This window comes from Coleofasciculus sp. G3-WIS-01 (genome assembly GCF_040223135.1).
Classification (GTDB): Bacteria; Cyanobacteriota; Cyanobacteriia; order Cyanobacteriales; family Coleofasciculaceae; genus Coleofasciculus.
In genome coordinates this window covers 1-18,401 of the sequence record NZ_JAVJZI010000048.1, presented here as the reverse complement: position 1 = coordinate 18,401, position 18,401 = coordinate 1, and the positions used below count along the sequence as shown (strand labels likewise).

12 protein-coding genes are annotated in these 18,401 nt (G+C 45.6%); 5 read left to right on the top strand and 7 right to left on the bottom strand.

Translation table 11 applies throughout. From position 1 onward, the window contains the following. Nucleotides 1-76 precede the first annotated feature (76 nt). Both RIM23_RS04920 and RIM23_RS04915 read left to right on the top strand, forming a co-directional pair. The gene (locus RIM23_RS04920; protein ID WP_446364964.1) at nt 77-1,225 is read left to right on the top strand and encodes an MFS transporter; all 1,149 of its coding nucleotides are present in this window, start codon (nt 77-79) and stop codon (nt 1,223-1,225) included. Between the two features lie 529 nt (nt 1,226-1,754). Then, complete coding sequence (locus RIM23_RS04915; protein ID WP_446364962.1) at nt 1,755-2,444, top strand: hypothetical protein; 690 nt, start codon at nt 1,755-1,757, stop codon at nt 2,442-2,444. A 41-nt stretch (nt 2,445-2,485) separates the two neighbouring features. Here RIM23_RS04915 and RIM23_RS04910 read toward each other — a convergent pair whose 3' ends face one another. Further along, nucleotides 2,486-3,847, bottom strand: a complete 1,362-nt coding sequence (locus RIM23_RS04910; protein ID WP_446364960.1) for a UDP-N-acetylmuramoyl-tripeptide--D-alanyl-D-alanine ligase — start codon at nt 3,845-3,847, stop codon at nt 2,486-2,488. 385 nt (nt 3,848-4,232) lie between these two features. Between RIM23_RS04910 and RIM23_RS04905 the strand changes: the two genes are divergently transcribed. Next, complete coding sequence (locus tag RIM23_RS04905; protein WP_446364958.1) at nt 4,233-5,507, top strand: hypothetical protein; 1,275 nt, start codon at nt 4,233-4,235, stop codon at nt 5,505-5,507. A 109-nt stretch (nt 5,508-5,616) separates the two neighbouring features. Here the strand turns inward: RIM23_RS04905 and pth are convergent, their stop codons facing one another. From pth to RIM23_RS04885, 4 genes are all read right to left on the bottom strand, one after another. Further along, nucleotides 5,617-6,216, bottom strand: a complete 600-nt coding sequence (gene pth, locus RIM23_RS04900; protein ID WP_446364956.1) for an aminoacyl-tRNA hydrolase — start codon at nt 6,214-6,216, stop codon at nt 5,617-5,619. 169 nt (nt 6,217-6,385) lie between these two features. Continuing rightward, complete coding sequence (locus RIM23_RS04895) at nt 6,386-6,610, bottom strand: DUF2811 domain-containing protein (protein WP_446335727.1); 225 nt, start codon at nt 6,608-6,610, stop codon at nt 6,386-6,388. A 609-nt stretch (nt 6,611-7,219) separates the two neighbouring features. Next, complete coding sequence (locus RIM23_RS04890) at nt 7,220-8,911, bottom strand: HD domain-containing phosphohydrolase (RefSeq protein ID WP_446364954.1); 1,692 nt, start codon at nt 8,909-8,911, stop codon at nt 7,220-7,222. Nucleotides 8,912-9,660: 749 nt separating this feature from the next. After that, the gene (locus RIM23_RS04885) at nt 9,661-11,190 is read right to left on the bottom strand and encodes a DNA phosphorothioation-associated putative methyltransferase (RefSeq protein ID WP_446364952.1); all 1,530 of its coding nucleotides are present in this window, start codon (nt 11,188-11,190) and stop codon (nt 9,661-9,663) included. Nucleotides 11,191-11,322: 132 nt separating this feature from the next. Between RIM23_RS04885 and RIM23_RS04880 the strand changes: the two genes are divergently transcribed. Beyond that, nucleotides 11,323-12,294, top strand: a complete 972-nt coding sequence (locus RIM23_RS04880; protein WP_446364950.1) for an NAD-dependent epimerase/dehydratase family protein — start codon at nt 11,323-11,325, stop codon at nt 12,292-12,294. Nucleotides 12,295-12,381: 87 nt separating this feature from the next. On the opposite strand, the gene metG is transcribed toward RIM23_RS04880, so the two are convergent. Together metG and RIM23_RS04870 are read right to left on the bottom strand one after the other, a co-directional pair. Further along, nucleotides 12,382-14,064, bottom strand: coding sequence for a methionine--tRNA ligase (metG, locus tag RIM23_RS04875; RefSeq protein WP_446364948.1), 1,683 nt, complete (start codon nt 14,062-14,064; stop codon nt 12,382-12,384). A 477-nt stretch (nt 14,065-14,541) separates the two neighbouring features. Next, nucleotides 14,542-15,291, bottom strand: a complete 750-nt coding sequence (locus tag RIM23_RS04870; RefSeq protein ID WP_446364946.1) for an ABC transporter ATP-binding protein — start codon at nt 15,289-15,291, stop codon at nt 14,542-14,544. 768 nt (nt 15,292-16,059) lie between these two features. Between RIM23_RS04870 and RIM23_RS04865 the strand changes: the two genes are divergently transcribed. Then, the coding region (locus tag RIM23_RS04865; RefSeq protein WP_446364944.1) for a two-partner secretion domain-containing protein at nt 16,060-18,401 on the top strand (2,342 nt) is incomplete at its 3' end.

Below are 18,401 nucleotides of genomic sequence, written 5' to 3'. Positions count from 1 at the left end.
AGGTTCCAGACTTAGCCGGCTAGGTCTGAGTGTTTAGTTGCGCTATAGTTGTCAAACTATTTAGGTATTTTAAGTTATGTTACGTGATCCTCGGCTGTTCGTGCTGCTAATCGCCGGCTCTCTCACCACCATGGCTGGGGGAGTGGTGGCGCCAATTTTGCCAGAGATGATCCAACAACTTAACCTCGATCCGGCATTGGCGGGGAATTTGGTCAGCCTGCATTGTTTAACCATTGCTCTATTTAGTCCGCCGCTAGGAATCTTGGCAGATCGGATGGGGCACCTGCGGGTGCTGATCCCATCGTTAATTCTCTACGCCTTATTTGGCACAGCTGGAGCCTTTATGCACTCACTGATGCCGTTGTTAGTGGTGCGGGGACTATTAGGCGCCGCCAGTGGCGGTATTGCGGCGGCGAGTTTGGGTATTTTGGGGAATATGTATGAAGGTGAGGCGCGATCGCAGGCGTTGGGGTACGCAACCAGTACACTGACCATTATGGGCATTGCTTTTCCTCTACTTGGGGGTTGGGTGGGTTCATTTCACTGGCAATGGGCATTTGGTCTGTATGGGATAGGACTACCTATGGCAATCTTAGCCGCACGGTTCTTACCGAAAAAATCCTCCCCAAAAACCAAGGGAGACGCTAAAGATGCTGGAAGTAAACTGCGTCAGGTTTTAGGACGCCCCTACACCCTACGCCTCTTATGTACACTCAGTTTGGTATCCATTGCTATGTACGCGGTGGTCATTTATGCACCACAATATCTCAAACAAACCATTGACGCCACGAGCGTGGTGAATGGCGTCGTTCTAGCATCACGGGCAATAGGCGCGGCTGTTATATCAGCATTTGGCGCCAAAAGACTCGCCCAGGGTTTGGGACAACGCACGACGGTTGCGATCGGGTTGGGTTTGATGGCGTTAACCTTAAGTACCATTCCCGTACTGCATCAACTGGGTTGGATTTTGGTTACGGCTATCTTCTTTGGCGTGGGATTTGGTTTGGTACTTCCTACACTTTACGGCACTCTAGCGAATCTAGCTCCCCCAGACTTGAAATCTAGTGTACTCGCTGCTGGGACAGGCGCGGGGTTTTTGGGACAGTTTATATCCCCCATTTTGTTAGGACCGGTGTTAGCTTATTGCGGTTTACAGTGGGTGTTCTATGCGGCGGCAATTGTGGCACTACTTGCAGGATTGTTGCTATTTGCCCACAAGCAATAAGTCATTGGTCATTTGTCCTTTGTCCTTTGTTATTGGACGACTTGCTTATCTGGGATAACTGCTTTACTAAAACTTTAAACTCTCTGCGGATAATTAAAGATTTGACTAACTAGAATCGAATATCTATCCTTTTTATGGGTAATTGGTTACCATGACATAGGCATAAAAATCCTCAATATTAGCGACAAAAAATTTCATTTCTTTAATCTCGCTAGAGTGACTATTTATGACTGACCAGGATTTACCCTTAAGGGTGTATCATGCATCAATCCCCAATTTATTTCCTCGGAAGCCTATATTGTTTGTGACCTCGGATTGAAAGATATACCCAAAAATAATGGTAATTGATGTAAGTTCTAATCCTTTCAAAGATTTCAGAGTTTTTTCAGACTACATTCAAACTATAAAAGACAAAAATCCTATTAATGGTATTAGCCTGCACCGTCTTTTCAAAAGTGTAATTAATACCAATAATTGGCTTGAAATTCAGTCTAAAAATTATCACAATTCAATTTTTAATGATATTGATTTGAATGAGACTATTTACTCACTCACGCAGAAAGGAATTTCCCTAAACCTTAACCTTCCTTTACAGGTTATCGAAGAAATCCAAAACTTAGCGCTGGCAAGTCCTTGCCATGAACCCAACAATACCCAATGCAGTTTTTATGCATCTGAAAAGAAACAAGTCATGATGCAAACTGAGAAACCATTAGTTCGGGGTATTTATAACCCTAGTATATGTTTAGAGCCAACGATTAAGAAACTAGAAAGCGATCCAATACTATTAGCAATTGCCGCAACCTATCTAAACGCCGAACCGATTCACCAAAACACTCAGCTTTGGTGGAGTTTTGCTGTAGAGTCAACTCTCTATGAGCGACGCCAAGCGACTCAGAGGTTTTATCGAGGCACTAATACCCCTCGAAGCTTAACTTTTTACTTTTATTTAACAGATGTGGATTTGTGCAGTAATCCTCACGTTTGTGTGCTGGAGAGTCACCGGAAGAAAAAACTTGCCTATCGATTTGTGAAGAAAGACTATTCACTCCAAGAAATCAGCAAGTATTATGGCTATCCCAATATAACCTCTATTTGCGGTAAGGCGGGTTTTGGATTTGTGGAAGATGCCCGTTGCTTCCATAAAAAAATCTCTCCTAGCAGCAATGATCGCTTAACCTTAGAACTAAAATTTGCCGCCAAGCCTCGTTTGAGTTGAATGTAGAATTTTTCCGAAATTCGGGGTGATTCCTGACTCAATTAGCCAGACATCAACTCTCGAAACTGATGCAAAACCCGATCCAAACCAACAGAACGCGAGGCTTTGAATAGTATGCGATCGCCCGGTTGAACCAATTCCTGTAAATGTTGCACCAAAGCGTCATCCTGGGCAAAGCCTTGGCTGGGTAATGTAGAGATTCCCCTAGTAATTGCTTCGGCTTCTTGATCCTTAAGAGTAATCAACACCGCATCTAATTGGAGTTGCTGGGCAATGTGTCCAACTTGCTGGTGTAGTTGTTGCGAATGATCTCCTAATTCCTTCATTGAACCCAAAACAGCAATGCGTCGCTTACCGGGCGTCTGGGCGAGGAGGTGCAACGCCGCGATCATAGCTTCAAATCCAGCATTATAGGTTTCATCGAGAATCACGATATCATTGGGTAACTCATAGCGTTGCGATCGCCCCCCAGGCATCTGAACCGCTAATCCTTGAGTTAGGGGTGTGCAGTCAATCTGGAGATGTTTTGCCACGGCTAATGCGGCTAAATAGTTGAGGGCATTATGTTCACCCGGTAAGGGTAAGGGAAACATCATACCATCTACTGCTAGGCGAAACAGGTCAATAAGTTTCCCTTGTACATCGCCACCGTTTAAACCAAACGTCAGGGTTTCCCCTTGCCAAACCGTAGCCGCCGTATCCATTAACCGTTGGTTATCATGATTGAGAATAGCTACACTGCTCTCAGGCATTTGCGCCAATAACTCACACTTAGCTTTTGCGATCGCATCCTCAGATCCTAACAGCCCAATATGCGCCGTTCCCACATTTGTAATCACACCAATCGTCGGACGGGCAATTTGGGTCAACAGGGCAATTTGCCCAGAACCCCGCATCGCCATTTCAATCACAGCATAATCATGGTCTGAGTTTAATTCCAGTAACGTTTTTGGCACACCAATTTCATTATTGTAGTTCGCCTGGGTTTTCAGAACATTACCTTGAGTAGACAAAACCGCCGCGATTAATTCCTTCGTCGTCGTTTTTCCAGCAGAACCCGTAACCGCAATCACCGGAATATCAAACTGATCACGCCACCATCGAGCAATTTGCTGATAGGCTTGTAGAGTGTCATCGACTTGAAGCTGCGGTATGCCCGGAAGTTGGCGAGCTTGGTCACGGTTGGTAATCACCGCGATCGCCCCTTTCTCAATCGCTACTCCAGCATAATCATGCCCATCAAAGGTTTCCCCTCGCAGCGCCAAAAAGATTTGACCCGGTTCGAGGTGACGAGTATCAGTGGTTATACCGCAGACTGGGTTAACACTCATCTGCGCTGACAGATTAACCGGGGTAGCAGCGAGTACCTCAACGAATTGAGTTAAAGAAAGCTGACAAGGCATAATTCCAGGGTGGTGAATACGTTGTGGCTAGTTATGGTGGTGGGAGTGGGCGAGCAACACTCATCCCCTACCCAATTCCCAACTTCTTCAACAAGTCGGGGATCTAATTGGCGTTTTTTCGCTATATTCACCTAATCTTCACACTTTTGCGGCATAATTTTACAGAATGATCCATACTTAGTTTATTATGCTTATATATAGAGATAATATAATTCATTAGATTTAAGCAATCCTTGACCAAGCTCATTTAGGCGGGGTAATTGATAAAGGACATCAGGGTTTTTGGTTGTTGCGGTACAGGGCAAGTCAAATTTGAGCTTAGATCTGCCACATTCCATTCAAATCGATCAGCCCACGGCGTTTGCGCGTAGGGAGGCGGACTGAAGTGACTAATAGTACTTGGACAAATTCCGACATCAGACAAACTAGCTCACAAGAGCAACAACTGTACGATCATTTTCTGTATTGTGTACAGATAGAATCTCCGACGCAGACGCTCGAACGCTTCAAACAGCTATTCATGGACGGCTCTCGATATCCAGAGCCCGAAATCTGGATGGTATTGGAAAAGCTGGCAATGGATAAGCAGGCTGAGCAAGAGTTCAAGTTTATCCTGAATCGTTGTTGCCACATCCTGATTAACCGTTGGCAAATACAACCGCAACTGCAAGGTGCTATTCCTGAGTTGGTGGCATTACTTGATGATATTCCACCAGCAACCGGGGTTTACTCGCGCGGTTCTAGGCGTATACGACACCTGCTACAGATTTTCAAAGAGACTGAGCAATATCTCACCCTGCATCGCTTATCTCAGGTGGTTGGTGAAACATCCACCACTTCTAAAGAAGTCGGAACTCTCATTCAGCGATACCCCTATTTGTACGAACACTGTTTGCTGAGTGAAGATAGTAGTTACGAACATCGGCAAACCGTGCGGCAAATTCAATCCCGGCTCCAGCGGCGCTTCGAGCTAGATTTATCACAGTACGTTACTTATCAGGTGCGATGCGCCCAACTGAAACGTAGGAACCAGAAAGAAGCTTCAACCAAAATTATCCAGCCTGTCAAAAATCCCACCCTTTTAACGGATCATGAGTTGGGAACGGCTCTTAAACAGTTTGTTGGCAAAGTCCAAGGCTCTCATACTTGCCGGGATGTGGCTCAAAGTTTCCTAACCCATAGCAGTCAGGCGCCTTGCTACAAAGACTTTAAGGACGATTTGTATGAGTATCTGACGGCTTCCATTGATCCAGCCTACGGAAAACGGCAGTTTAATAGTCGGTTGCATGAGCATCTGAAAAATACCTTACCTGACAGCGATAATCAGAAGCCCAGCGAATTTCTGATTTTGAGAACCTGTAGCCAGTTATTAAATTTTCTCGTTGTTGAGAGTTCTGTTCGCCCTAAACATTTTGTTTTTGTCGATCTAATTACGAATTTAGGCGCAACGGTTACTACTATGTTGCTACTCAAGATTGTGTTGCTGTGTCGTAAAGTTAAACCCTATTTGGAAAAGCGATTTTCCATTTTGTTCAATCATTATGAGTCTTCAACTAGAGACGGTGTACCCTGGTTAATTAAGTCTCTGGAAAACTTGAATGTTGCCTTTAGTATTCATTTTGGCAGAGCTGATCTGTCCTGTTTGAATCAAATTATGTAAATTCGTCATTCATCATTCGTCATTTGTCACTGTTCCAAATCTCTTGTGAAAAGGAAACGATAGTAGTAAAACCAGCCCCTACACAAACCTGAAAAATTAAAACTCAAAACTAAATTATGCGGCTGTTGTAGAGGCTCATTGCCTTTTCGACTCCCTGCTTAAGCGAGAGTTCTATGGCGTCAACGGCGAGTTGGATGACTTCGGAGATGATCTTAGATTCTTCCGGAGAGAATTTGCCTAAAACGTGACCGACGGTGTTCTTGTCGGGGTCAGACTTGCCAATCCCAAGGCGTAGGCGGGGGAAATTTTGTGTCCCCAGATGCGCGATCGCGGATTTCATGCCGTTGTGCCCTCCCGCCGAACCAGACAGGCGTAGACGTAGCCGCCCGACGGGTAAATCAAGCTCATCATAGACGATGAAAACTGACTCTGGGGGAATTTTATACCAATCTATCGCGGCACGAATTGCTTGCCCAGAACGATTCATGTAAGTTAGGGGCTTGAGTAAACGTAGTTTGTCACCTGTTAAGCCACGTCCTTCCCCCAACAACGCCTGGAATCGACGATTTTCGCTCCAAGAAATTTGCACCCGACGGGCTAACTCATCGGCGACCTCAAAACCAATATTATGACGGGTTTTGTCGTATTTTGGTTCGGGATTACCCAAACCTACAATTAGTTGAGGAATCACTAAAGTGTCATTCGTCATGTGTCATGTGTCATTTTTCATTTTTTAGGGAACAGGGAATAGGGAAAAGGAAATAGGGAATAGGGAACAGCTTATGATCTTATTTCATTGGTGAGTAGAGAAATTCTCCCTTGTCCTCCCCAGCTCCCAGACGTGCCATGGCACGTCTCTACACTGCTCCCTGCTTCAATCAGGCAGGAGACTGAAATAGGGATTCTAGGTAGACACGAGCGCAAGCACGATAGGTCTGGGAGGCTTCGGCTGTCTTGCCACTACCATTTTGAAGCAGAAACAGCGATAGCGCTGCGGCAAACACCCGATCTTGATCCCAAGTGGGATGGGTTTCTAGGTAGCGCTTGAGAGACTCGTGTAGGTCTTCAGGGATTTCTGCCAAAATGCTTACGGTTGCGTTCATAGTTACCTCTCTATCGAATAGCGTGTTGGGACAAAAGCCACCTTGCTCGCTCTCTACGTTTCTGTGGAAATCGGCTACTGTAGCTAAAACCTTACGGCAAATAGACGAAAGACACAGCACCCACTGCTCTTGCCGCTTTGAGATGTCTCAAGTTTTTTTATGGGTAGGTCGCACTATTCTCAACTGAGATGGGGTGGGGTTGTCAATGATACGAAATATTGCAAGGTCACTCAAATTGCCTAAATGCTAACGATAAAATCAGCCTTTGAACCCGATATTTGTTACATAAGTTCACATAAATATCATCAAGGATCGCCTCCGAATCCTGGGTAGGGAAAATCCCCAACATGAAGGGATAGGCTCGATCCCGCCGTTCATCCCTGTGGAAAACTGTTGGTAATTTGTGGAAAACTAGGAAATCTCATGTGGAAATACTGGGGAATCTAGTGGGGAAAACTCGGCTAAAAGATAAGAATTGCAAATTGTTTGATCGTCTATGGATCAATACTACAAAGGATCAGCTCTAGGGCGTTGCTCCAGTAACCCCAGTTAGCCGTAGAGACGTGCCATGGCACGTCTCTACTTACATTGCTCTGGAATTTTCCTAGGTCAAGCCACAGAGTCAACGTTGAGGGAATGACCCAAAACGCTAAAAACCTGGCGTTGCTCAAATAACTCCACTAAGTCGCCGTTAATTTTGTTTTTGGCAGCTTCTTGTCGCAGGATTTTCATGGCTGTTTCAATAGGTAGCCGACGCTTGTAGGGGCGATCGCTGGCGGTGAGGGCGTCATAAATATCGGCAACGGTGAGCATTTGGGTTTGCAGTGGAATTTCATCTTGCTTTAAGCCTCTAGGGTAGCCGCTGCCATCTAGTTTCTCGTGATGTCCATAGGCAATCATCGGAACGCCTTTGAGATGCTTTGTCCAGGGAATGCGTTGGAGAAAGTGGTAGGTGTGAATAACATGAGATTCAATACTCAAACGCTCTTCGGGGGTTAAATTCCCTTTTGGCACGAGCAATTGAACCATTTCTGCCTTGGTAATCAGGGGTTTGATTTGACCATCCACATCTCGATAGGTGTATTGAGACAGAGCGGTCAGTTGAGTTAATGTCTCCTCTGTAAATGCCTGAAAATCACGAGTGAGCAGCACCTCTGGCTCATTGAGTTTTTGCACAAATTCCCGATAATGCTTTATTGTTTCAATAGCTTGAGCCAGTTGTGTATCAAGCTGTTCGAGTTTGTGGCAGTGAGGACAGATCGAGGTTGAGCTATTCTTGTTATGGCGATGGTCAGGATGTTCGAGTAAATACTGAAACTTCTTTTGAGCGCATTCCATTTCCAGAGTGCGCTGTGCTAGAGCAAAGCGATGGAGAATTACCTCTAGCTGTGAGGGATAGAGTTTTTTGCGCTTGCCCAAAATGGCTTCTGGGACTCCCACTTTGCCAAAGTCATGTAATAAGGCAGCATAGCGAAGTTCTCGGATTTGGCGATCGTTCAAATAGGCTTTACTCAGTGGACCGTGGGTGATTGCACAAACCTCTTCACTCAGTCGCACGGTGAGTTCTGCCACCCGTTCTGAGTGACCGGAGGTTGTCGGGTCTCGTGTCTCAATAATTTGCACAGAGGCTCTGACAAAGCCCTCAAACAGATTTTCGATACTTTCTTGGAGATGATGGCGTTCAATGGAAATCGCCGCCTGAGATGCCAGCGATCGCACAATCCGCTCCTCCCAGTCTGAATAGGGCTGGGTCACGTCTACAGCGTTCTCTGGTGTGAGCGTGACATCGGGGCGACTCTTGCGATTAATCAGTTGTAATACGCCAATAATTTCCCCGTCTGGCTTTTGCATCGGCAAAACCAGTACCGAGCAAGTCCGATAGGGCATGTTTGTGTCAAAACTGCGGTCAAGGGCGTAAGGTACGTTGGGGGGCAATTGATACGCATCCGCTAATTTTAAGCTTTCACCCGTTAGCGCTACGTACCCCGCCAAACTTTTACGGTTCAGAGGCATTACAAACTCGTTGAAGGGCTTGTGGGGTAGCGAATCATTCTGTGCCACCTTGAATAACAATCTCGGTTCCGCCTGAGTGTGATTAATCAGATAAAGACTACCTGCATCGCTAAACGTAATTTCCCGGCTTTTGGATAAAATCAGTTTGAGTAATTCATCCAAATCATTACTACTCGAAAGGGCTGTACCAATTGCCAGTAACTGCTCAATCAGTTCTACCCTCTCAGACGATTCTTGTAAAAATTCTTGACTCTCAAGGTTTGAGATATGGACTGGGGCTAATTTCATAAGGTTTTCCACAGATATAAATGATCACCTTTTACCGACTTCTAGTGGCTTCAATCTCTTGAAAAGAAAGTATCTAATCACTCTTGAAAGATGGGTATATTTTTATATTCCAATCTAAAAATGAGTGAAAGTATCAAAGATCTAGTATAGCTACTAAATTTATCAAATAAATCAGCCAAATCTTGTATTTTTTCAATGAAGCCGCACCTGTTTTTTATCTGGACAAAGAAAAATACACCTTGATTAGACATAACATTATTGGAGAATAAAATTACTTTTTAGACTTTTCAATTCTAATCTGGTCGGATAGTTTATTGAATAGAAATATATTGGCAGCCAATTAATATTTTTTGTGGATTCAATTTAATGATTATTTTTTAAATTTAAACAAAATACGAGTAGTAATATTAGCCATAAAATGGCATAGAAAATTAATGAAATTGCCACAGTAATCACTCATCTTGTTTATGGACTTGACTTAAACGGTATAAGGTTTTGACCCTAAGATACCTGGCAAACAGACCCATACAGATGCCATGGCTTTACAGCTCAATCATCGGCATCAATAAAATGTCGTGTAATACCCTTATTCAAGGGTTTTCGCGAAAACTCCGGAAATTTGGGCAAAATTGTTGACAACAACACAGCTATAACAAAGTGAATTTATCATACCCATAGTTATTGGCGAAGGAAGAATTACCCTTCTACCCTCTGGTCACTATACGACTCCGATGCTACCGGACTTGATATCACACCTTATGTTTAGTCCGTTGACGGCGTGCTGCTTGTCGTAGTTTAAGGCGGTAAGGATCAGCATCTTTGCGCCAGATGACGCGGTGACCTTGGAGTTGGACACAATGGTCGAGGAGACATTGTTGCCAGCCTTTGCGCGTACCGATAGTTTGGGTATTATCGAGCAGTCCCCAATCTTCTTCCTGACGAGTAAGTTTGGCAAATTTTTCGTACAGGGGATAATCTGGGGTGACAAAGGTTTCTTTACGGTGCAAGATAGGGGGATTTTTCGAGGTGTCGTAGTGGCGATAGGTAACCTGTAAATCCTGCAAGTCAATGTTCATGCTTGTGTGTAGTTCTGGATGCGGTTCAGTGTCGAAATTGGGATAGAACAGGTAGGAGATTTTGGGTTGATTAATATGAAACTTGACTAATGTTGCCCCCTCTAAGCGACCAACAGTACGGCTGGCGCACCCTTCGTAGAGTCGGAGTGGGGCTTCGAGGGCTTCGAGGGCACAAACATGGACGTAGAGGGCGGTGGGGAGGAGTTTGCCGACTCGAGAGCGCTGGCAGCAATTGGCAATTAAGCTGGGATTGCCCACACTTAAGAGGATTAAGTCAGCCGCAGCACAGGCTTGTTGATAATTACCAAAGAAGGCTCTAATATCATTTTGGACTAAGGGATCTAATTGACCAAACTTGGGGCGATCATTAAATTTAGCCAGGGCGAGATAGACAAGGAAATCATGGCGACGTTTGTCTGCGATCGCATCCCATTCGTTTTGCTCAGTCACTTGTAAAATAACCTTAAAGGCACGGCGTAGGTTGCCGAATTCTTCTATAATTTCTTCAGTATTGGGGAGTTCCAAGGGGCTGGGAAGGCGTCCCCGTTCGGTGATAAATGCCATCAGGGGGGTAAGCATGTCTTGATAGTCCTCGAACCGCTTCACACTGAGGCGGATTCTGGGGATAGTTGTGCGAGAACGGAAGCGGGATGCCCGGAAGCTTTCAGCTTGAGTGGAATCCCGAAAGATAAAATAGATGCCTAAGTCAACGGGAATGGCATCAACACCTAATACTTGGTCAATATAGGCTTTGAGCTCTTCTTGTTCGTAGTATTTCTGAAATGTATTGCGGCGGGTGACAATACCATCACCATAAGCAATTTGCCCACAATTACGGTCATCAATTAAAACTTGGGCAGAGACAATCAGCACCTTTTGGGTGAGTTCCCAGGCTTTCAGTAAGGCTTGGCGACGTTCTCCTGGCTTTTCAATTACATTGATTACATAGCCCAGGTTAACGATATCAGAGGGGACTAGAGAATTGCCGCCATGGTAGTAGGGGTCCCAACCTGCACAGGTATAGCCTTGCCGACGCAGACGGTTAATGTCACTACCACGACCGCAGCCGTAGTCAAAAAAGGAAGTATCTTTAGTTAGAATTGCACTTTCTAGGGCTAATCGCACTGGCTTCGACAAGTTAGTGCGGACTATTGCAGCCCTATGACGCTCGATTTCAGTACTGTCTGGGATAGGAGCAACCATAGCTGAGTCGGCGAGCTTTTTGACTAATATACCGGTAAATCTCAGTGAGCGCTACTATCGAGAACACCAGTCTAGTTATAGAATCCTTGTCGTGGGGAATGCCTAAATGTCACTTAAAAGCCAGGAGGCGTAATGAAAGCCCTAGTCACCGGAGCCAACGGATTTACAGGTTCTCATTTAGTTAAAGCCTTAGAACAACGGGGGGATACCGTTGTCGGTTTCGTCCGCAAGTCTAGCAACCTTCAGCGTCTCTCGGATTGCCAAGTCCAACTGGTTTACGGCGATATTAGCGATCGCGACGCCCTGAAAACAGCTATGACGGGTGTAGACTGGGTATTTCACACCGCCGCTTATGTGGAATTAGGACTCGTTGATGCCAAGAAAATGGAACGGGTGAATGTGGATGGAACCCGCGCTGTTTTAGAGGTGGCTCAAGCTGTTGGTGTATCGAAACTCGTCTACTGTAGCACCATTGGCGTTTTTGGTGACACCAAAGGTCAAGTCGTCAATGAAACCTGCCAACGCCAGCAAACCAACTTTTCTAGCGCTTATGACAGCACCAAGTACCAAGCCCAACAAATTGTAGACCAATTTGCCGCCCAAGGTTTACCCGTTGCTAGTATCCTCCCATCTGGTATCTTTGGTGCAGATGATCCCCATTTTGGTCCGGTACTCAAGCAATTTCTCAAAGGCGGTTTAAAGGTATGGGCGGGGGGCGATCGCATTACCGGGATTGTCCACGTCGATGACTTAGCCAACGCCATGATTCTGGCGGCACAAAAGGGTCAACCTGGAGAAAAATATATCATTTCGGCGGGTGATCTTTCCACCCGTGAGATGTTCACCCTTCTCAGTCAAGACACCGGCATTCCGGTTCCGGCTGAAGCCCCCAAACCCTTGGTGAGACTCGCTGGAAACCTCCTTGACCCCATCGGACGCCTGTTGAATTGGCAACCGCCCCTGAGTCGGGAACGGGTTCATTACGTCTATGATCGTTGCGTGCGCGTCGATGCAACCAAAGCACGTCAAGACTTAGGCTGGAATCCGCGATCGGTATCGCAAACCCTTAGCGAGATTGTCAGGATCATGAAAACTCAATCCTAGAACATCGATTCTGACCTTACCCAGATGCTACTAAACCCGCCCCAACTGAAAATGATTAGACATTTCAGGCAACGTCTGGAACCTGAATTACCCACCCCCAAATTGTTGGCGCAATTCTTCTATTTCCGTATCCTCTAACTTGCGAAATAGAGGAGGTGGAACATCAAAAGAACGACCCGCTGCCAATGCATTGAAATCCACCGCCTGAGTTAACTTTATCGTTCTCTCTGTGTCTGATAACTGCAACGCATCAAAGATTTTCTCAGCCGTAAAGGGAATCAAAGGATTAGACGCGATCGCATACAGCCGAATCAGGTTAATACAGGTGCGAATCACCAACGCTGCTTCTTCCTTGTCTTGCTTAAACAGCGCCCAAGGTGCGCGTTCGTCAATATACTGATTCCCCACTGTCCACAGCGCACATAGGGTTTCTGCGGCTTTGCGAAACTCCAGGTTTTGCAAACAATTACTTAGTTTAGTCGTCAAACTAGCACAACTTGCTTGCAACCTTTGTTCCGCCTCTCCTGGCGTTCCCCCTTCTGGAATTACTCCTTTAAACCGACTATTGGCAAACTTTAATGTCCGGTTAACAAAATTACCTAGAGTATCTGCCAAATCCTTGTTTATCTTAATTTGAAATAACTCCCAGGTAAAAGCCGAATCGGAAGACTCTGGTGCCATCGCAATTAAAGCATAGCGCCAGTAATCAGCGGGTAAACTATCTAAGGCTTGGTCAGAAAAAATGCCACGCTTGGAACTGGTGGAAAATTTTCCACCATAATAGGTTAGCCAATTAAATCCCTTAATATCATCCGCCATTGTCCAAGGTTCCCGCGTTCCCAGAATCATCGCGGGCCACATAATTGTGTGGAAGGGCAAATTATCTTTTGCCATGAACTGCACATAACAAATATCTTGGGCATCGCACCACCACGGTTTCCAGGCATCGGGTTCAGATTGCTGACTTGCCCATCCTTTGGTGGCGGAAATATAGCCAATGGGGGCATCAAACCAGACATAAAATACTTTACCCTCAAATCCCGGACGGGGTACAGGGACACCCCAACTTAAATCACGGGTAATGCAGCGGTCTTGTAATCCTTCATTTAACCATTTGAGGGCAATGGATTTAGTCAGAGTCGTCCAATCTTGCTGATTATCCACCCAGGAACGCACCTGATCGCTAAGGGCGGTAAGCTTTAAGAATAAATGCTTAGTTTGGCGGACTTCTAAATTTGTACTGCCTGATACAGCAGAACGGGGTTCAATTAGATCTGTAGGATCTAACACCGAGGTACAATTCTCACACTGATCTCCTCTGGCGCGATCATATCCGCAATGGGGACAGGTTCCAATAATATATCGGTCTGGCAAAAAACGACCATCTTCATGAGAGTAAACCTGGCGAATTTCCCGTTCCTCCATGAAACCATTTTCATCGAGGCGCTGATAGAAATGCTGGGTCAACTCGTGGTTATCTGGGGATGAAGTGCGACCAAAATAGTCGAAAGAAAGTCCAAACCCGCGATAGATTTCGGCTTGCCGTTCGTGTTGTTTTTGACAGTAGGTGGCGACATCTAATCCGGCTTCTAATGCAGCTAATTCAGCCGGTGTACCATGTTCATCCGTGGCACACAAAAATAGAACGGATTCGCCTTCCTGTCGCAGGAAACGGCTATAGACATCTGCCGGAAGCATAGAACCGACCAAATTGCCCAGGTGTTTAATCCCATTGATATAGGGCAACGCACTTGTAATCAGATACCGCATAAATTTTACTTAGGGTGTGTTAAAGGGTACAGCGTTAGTATCAGCCAAGAACTCAAGTTCTTGGCTAAAAGCTTAAGTCCATTAAAATGGACTAACCTATTTTAAGGTTTGTAGTCAGCGATGTGAGTGTTTAGGGCGAAGACAGCGCAACGATGAACTAGGAGTGATTTAATGTCACGCTCCTTAAGTGAAATGTCGCCAACTTGAACGCCAAGAAATAAAATCGAGCTTACTCGGTCATATCATGTCCGGTCAAACACCCCGAATAAAAACGCCTGAAACCCTTGTTATTACAGCATTGCAATTATGGGTAATCGTCAGGACATGATATCAGTCGTTGAACCCGTTTTAACGGGTTTAAGCTTTAAGCCCGTAGACGCGAAGCGGCTTCTCTTCGAGTACTTTAGTTCAGGGCTGACTAGAAACTTTAATTCAGGGCTGACTGGAGCCTGCCATTCACCTTAAGACTATTGTGCGTCAACTTATGCCAGATGTCTTCACAATCCCATCTTCGAGATAGGTTACCCGATCAGCGACATCTAGGATGCGGGGATCATGGGTAACCATAAGTACTGTACACCCTTCCTCCTTTGCCAACCGCCGCAATAATTCAATCACCCGATGTCCACTGGTCGAGTCTAGTGCTGCCGTTGGCTCATCTGCCATAATAATCTTAGGATGACCGGCTAAGGAACGTGCGATCGCGACTCGTTGCTTCTGTCCCCCAGACAAGTTAGCAGGGCGTTGATTGGCGTGCAAGCCTAATCCAACGTGTTCGAGCAACTCCTGCGCTTGATGTCGTGCTTTCGTCCCGCGAATCCCTTTTATATTCAGCACAACTTCCACATTCTCCGCTGCCGTTAGCGCCGGAAACAGGTTAAAATGCTGGAAAATAAAGCCAATTTTCTGTCGCCGAAAGCGGGCTAGCTTGGCGCTGGACATTTTTGTTATCTCTTCTCCGAGTAGGGATACATTGCCTAGTGAAGGCGTCAGTAGTCCTGCCAGAATAGAGAGTAACGTCGTTTTCCCTGAACCCGATGGTCCCATGAGAATTTGAATATTGCCGCGCTTAATTTGCCAGTCAATCCCTTTGAGCACTTGATAGCGCTGATTGCCTGACTTATATTCCATCGTTACCCCTTGAGCAATGATGGTATCCGATTGCTCCTGTTTTAGATCGCTTGAGTGCCAATCAAGCTTGTTTCGGCTTTTTATAGACACAACCATATTGATGTAAGCGACAGTCGGGGTATATATGTAAAGAAATATAACATAACTAGCCCAAATTAAACTCTCTTCAGATAAAGAGCCATGATTGGATGATAGCGAATTCTGACCAGTCAAATGGGTTGCCGGGTGATAGTTATGATAGTGTCAGGGGGTGGCTTGAAAATGGGAACTGAGGACAAGTGACCGCAGTAGGGGTTTGGTTACCAAACCCCTACTGCTCGGAGTTCAAATTGATTGTACTCCGGTTGTTAATTTTTCCGGGCGGCTCGCTTCTACTACTTAATTTATTTTGTGCCGATTAGGATGATCTCAATCAACTATTGCTATTCATTCTAAATATAAAGTTACATAGTTACTTGACTAATTTGAGAATTGTTAATCTTTTCCGATTCGGCTTGACGATCAGGTTTAATCTGACTAAAGTCGGTTATCATGCCATCAAGGAGTATTGTGAGTAAAGTTGCCAGCTTCCCTAGATTGCCTAATGCCAGACTCTAGTGAGTGGCGTGATACCAAAATTTGAGACTTCGTAGGGGCACCATCCTTGCGCCCAAAGCCAAAGGTTGACGCCCAGAGTTTAGCGTCCAGAAAACCTGTAAAATTTATTTTTGTACCATGCCGGTAGGGTGAGATTGTTAGCGTAAAAAGAGTGAGCGCGATCGCAGATTAGCAGATGTGCTAGAGCCAATATGTAGATCGGCAACGAAGCGAGTATTATTAAAAGTCCCCTTGAAACCCAACCTGCGCTGGGTCAACGAATCAGCCATGAACAGAGTACATGTTTTAAAAGCCGCTGTTACCGGATTTTGGCTTTGGATTTTCAGCCTTGGCACATCCTCTGAAGTCCTAGTTCTGGCGCAGCCAATTATCCCAGCCGCAGACGGTACAGGTACAATTATCACACCGGATGGAAACCGCATCGATATTTCTGGTGGTAGTCTTTCGGCTGATGGGGCAAACCTCTTCCACAGTTTTCAGCAATTTGGCTTAGATACCAACCAAATCGCCAACTTTCTGGCAAATCCTAATTTAAACAATATCCTTAGTCGCGTCGTGGGTGGTGACGCCTCTGTGATTAACGGGTTGATTCAAGTCACCGGGGGCAATCCCAACTTATATTTAATGAATCCGGCGGGGATGATTTTTGGTGCAGATGCTAGATTAAACGTCCCGGCTGACTTTATCGCCACCACCGCCACAGGTATAGGTTTTGGCAATGGCAATTGGTTTAATGCCATTGGCACAAGTAATTATCAGAACTTAGTCGGGACACCCAACCAATTTGCCTTTGATGTATCCGAGGCGGGAAGTATTGTCAATGCAGGCGAATTAGCGGTATCAGAAGGGAAAAATTTAACTCTACTCGCTGGAAATGTCGTTAATACAGGGACACTAACCGCACCAGGGGGAACCATTACCGTAGCAGCGGTTCCCGGTTCTAATTTAGTCAAGATTTCTCGCCCCGGGGGATTATTGTCTCTGGAGGTTGAACCATCCAAGGCTAAAGACGGGTCAATATTGCCAGTCAAACCTGGGGATTTAGCTGAATTATTAACCGGGAAGGGGGAAGAAGTTGATACAGGCGTCGAGGTTAACGAATCGGGCGATGTCGAACTAGCAGATACAGGCATACCCTTGCCCAAAGAAACAGGAGTGGCTATTGTATCCGGTGAAATTGATGTATCTAGCGTAGGGGCGCACCGACGTGCGCCCTCATCCTCATCCTTAACTGGGGGTGAGATTAATGTCATTGGCAATAAGGTAGGTTTAATTAGCGCCAATATAGACGCATCAGGAAGCCATGGCGGGGGTACTGTACGAATTGGCGGCGGTGAAAAAGGTCAAGAACCGATTCCCAATGCTGATGTGACTTTTATTAGTGAAGACTCGACGATTAATGCCGATGCTTTAGATAAGGGGAGGGGGGGGCGAATCATTGTCTGGTCAAATCAGACGACTCGCACTTATGGTCATATTAGCGCTAGAGGTGGGGAACGTGGGGGCAATGGCGGTTTTGTCGAAACCAGTAGTGCGGGATTCTTGGATGTTCCTTTCGCGCCCGACATCACCGCACCGGCAGGGGATGGGGGAACCTGGCTCATTGACCCTTACAATATCACCATTAGTGGGGCGGCTAATACCATTGGTGGCACCGCGCCTAATTTTACCGCTGCGGCGAATGATTCCGTACTCAATATTAATACCCTCTTAGCTGGCTTAAGTATGGGTAATGTCACTGTGGATACAGGAGCCGCAGGGACTCAAGAGGGAAATATCACCCTCGACACAGCTTTAGATTTCAACACCAAGGGCGTTAAGATCCTAACTTTGATAGCGGCTAACAATATCATCATCAACGGGCAGATATTTGATAGCGATACGGCAAATACGCCTGAGGATGGATTGAGCTTAGTTTTCGATGCTGGGGGTGCTGTTCAACTCAATCAAAGTATTTCAACTAGAGGGTTTGACCTTTTAATTGAAGCCAATGGTGCGATTACTCAAACGGCTGGAACATTAGATATTGGTGGTAGAACCCGGTTAGAAGCAGGTGCAGCAAATAACATCACCCTCAACAATGACGGCAATAACTTTAATGAAGTTTTAGTTACCAGTGCTAACAATGTCTCACTCAAAGACGATATCAATAATCCTGATAACATTGCAATACAGCTAGGAAGTTCCGTAAAATCAGCACCTTTTGACCAACCTTTTAACATTTCTGGTACTCTTAACATCACCGCTAATGGCGCTATCACCGACTTGGAGAATCTCACTGTTGCGGGTGTCACAACATTAAATGCCAATGGCAATATCACCTTAGATGATGCCAATAACTTCAGCACAGTAGCCGTCACCAGTGGCGCAAATGTTACTCTTAACGACAGCAATGCCATTGATTTAGGCACTTCTAGTATTACTGGCACATTAGGTGTGACTGCTGTGGGTGAGATTACCGATAGTGGTGCTTTGAGTGTTACGGGTGAAACCCGATTAAATGCCAATGGCAATATCACCTTAGATAATGCCAATAACTTCAGCACAGTAGCCGTCACCAGTGGCGCAAATGTTACCCTTAACGACAGCGATACTATTGATTTAGGCGC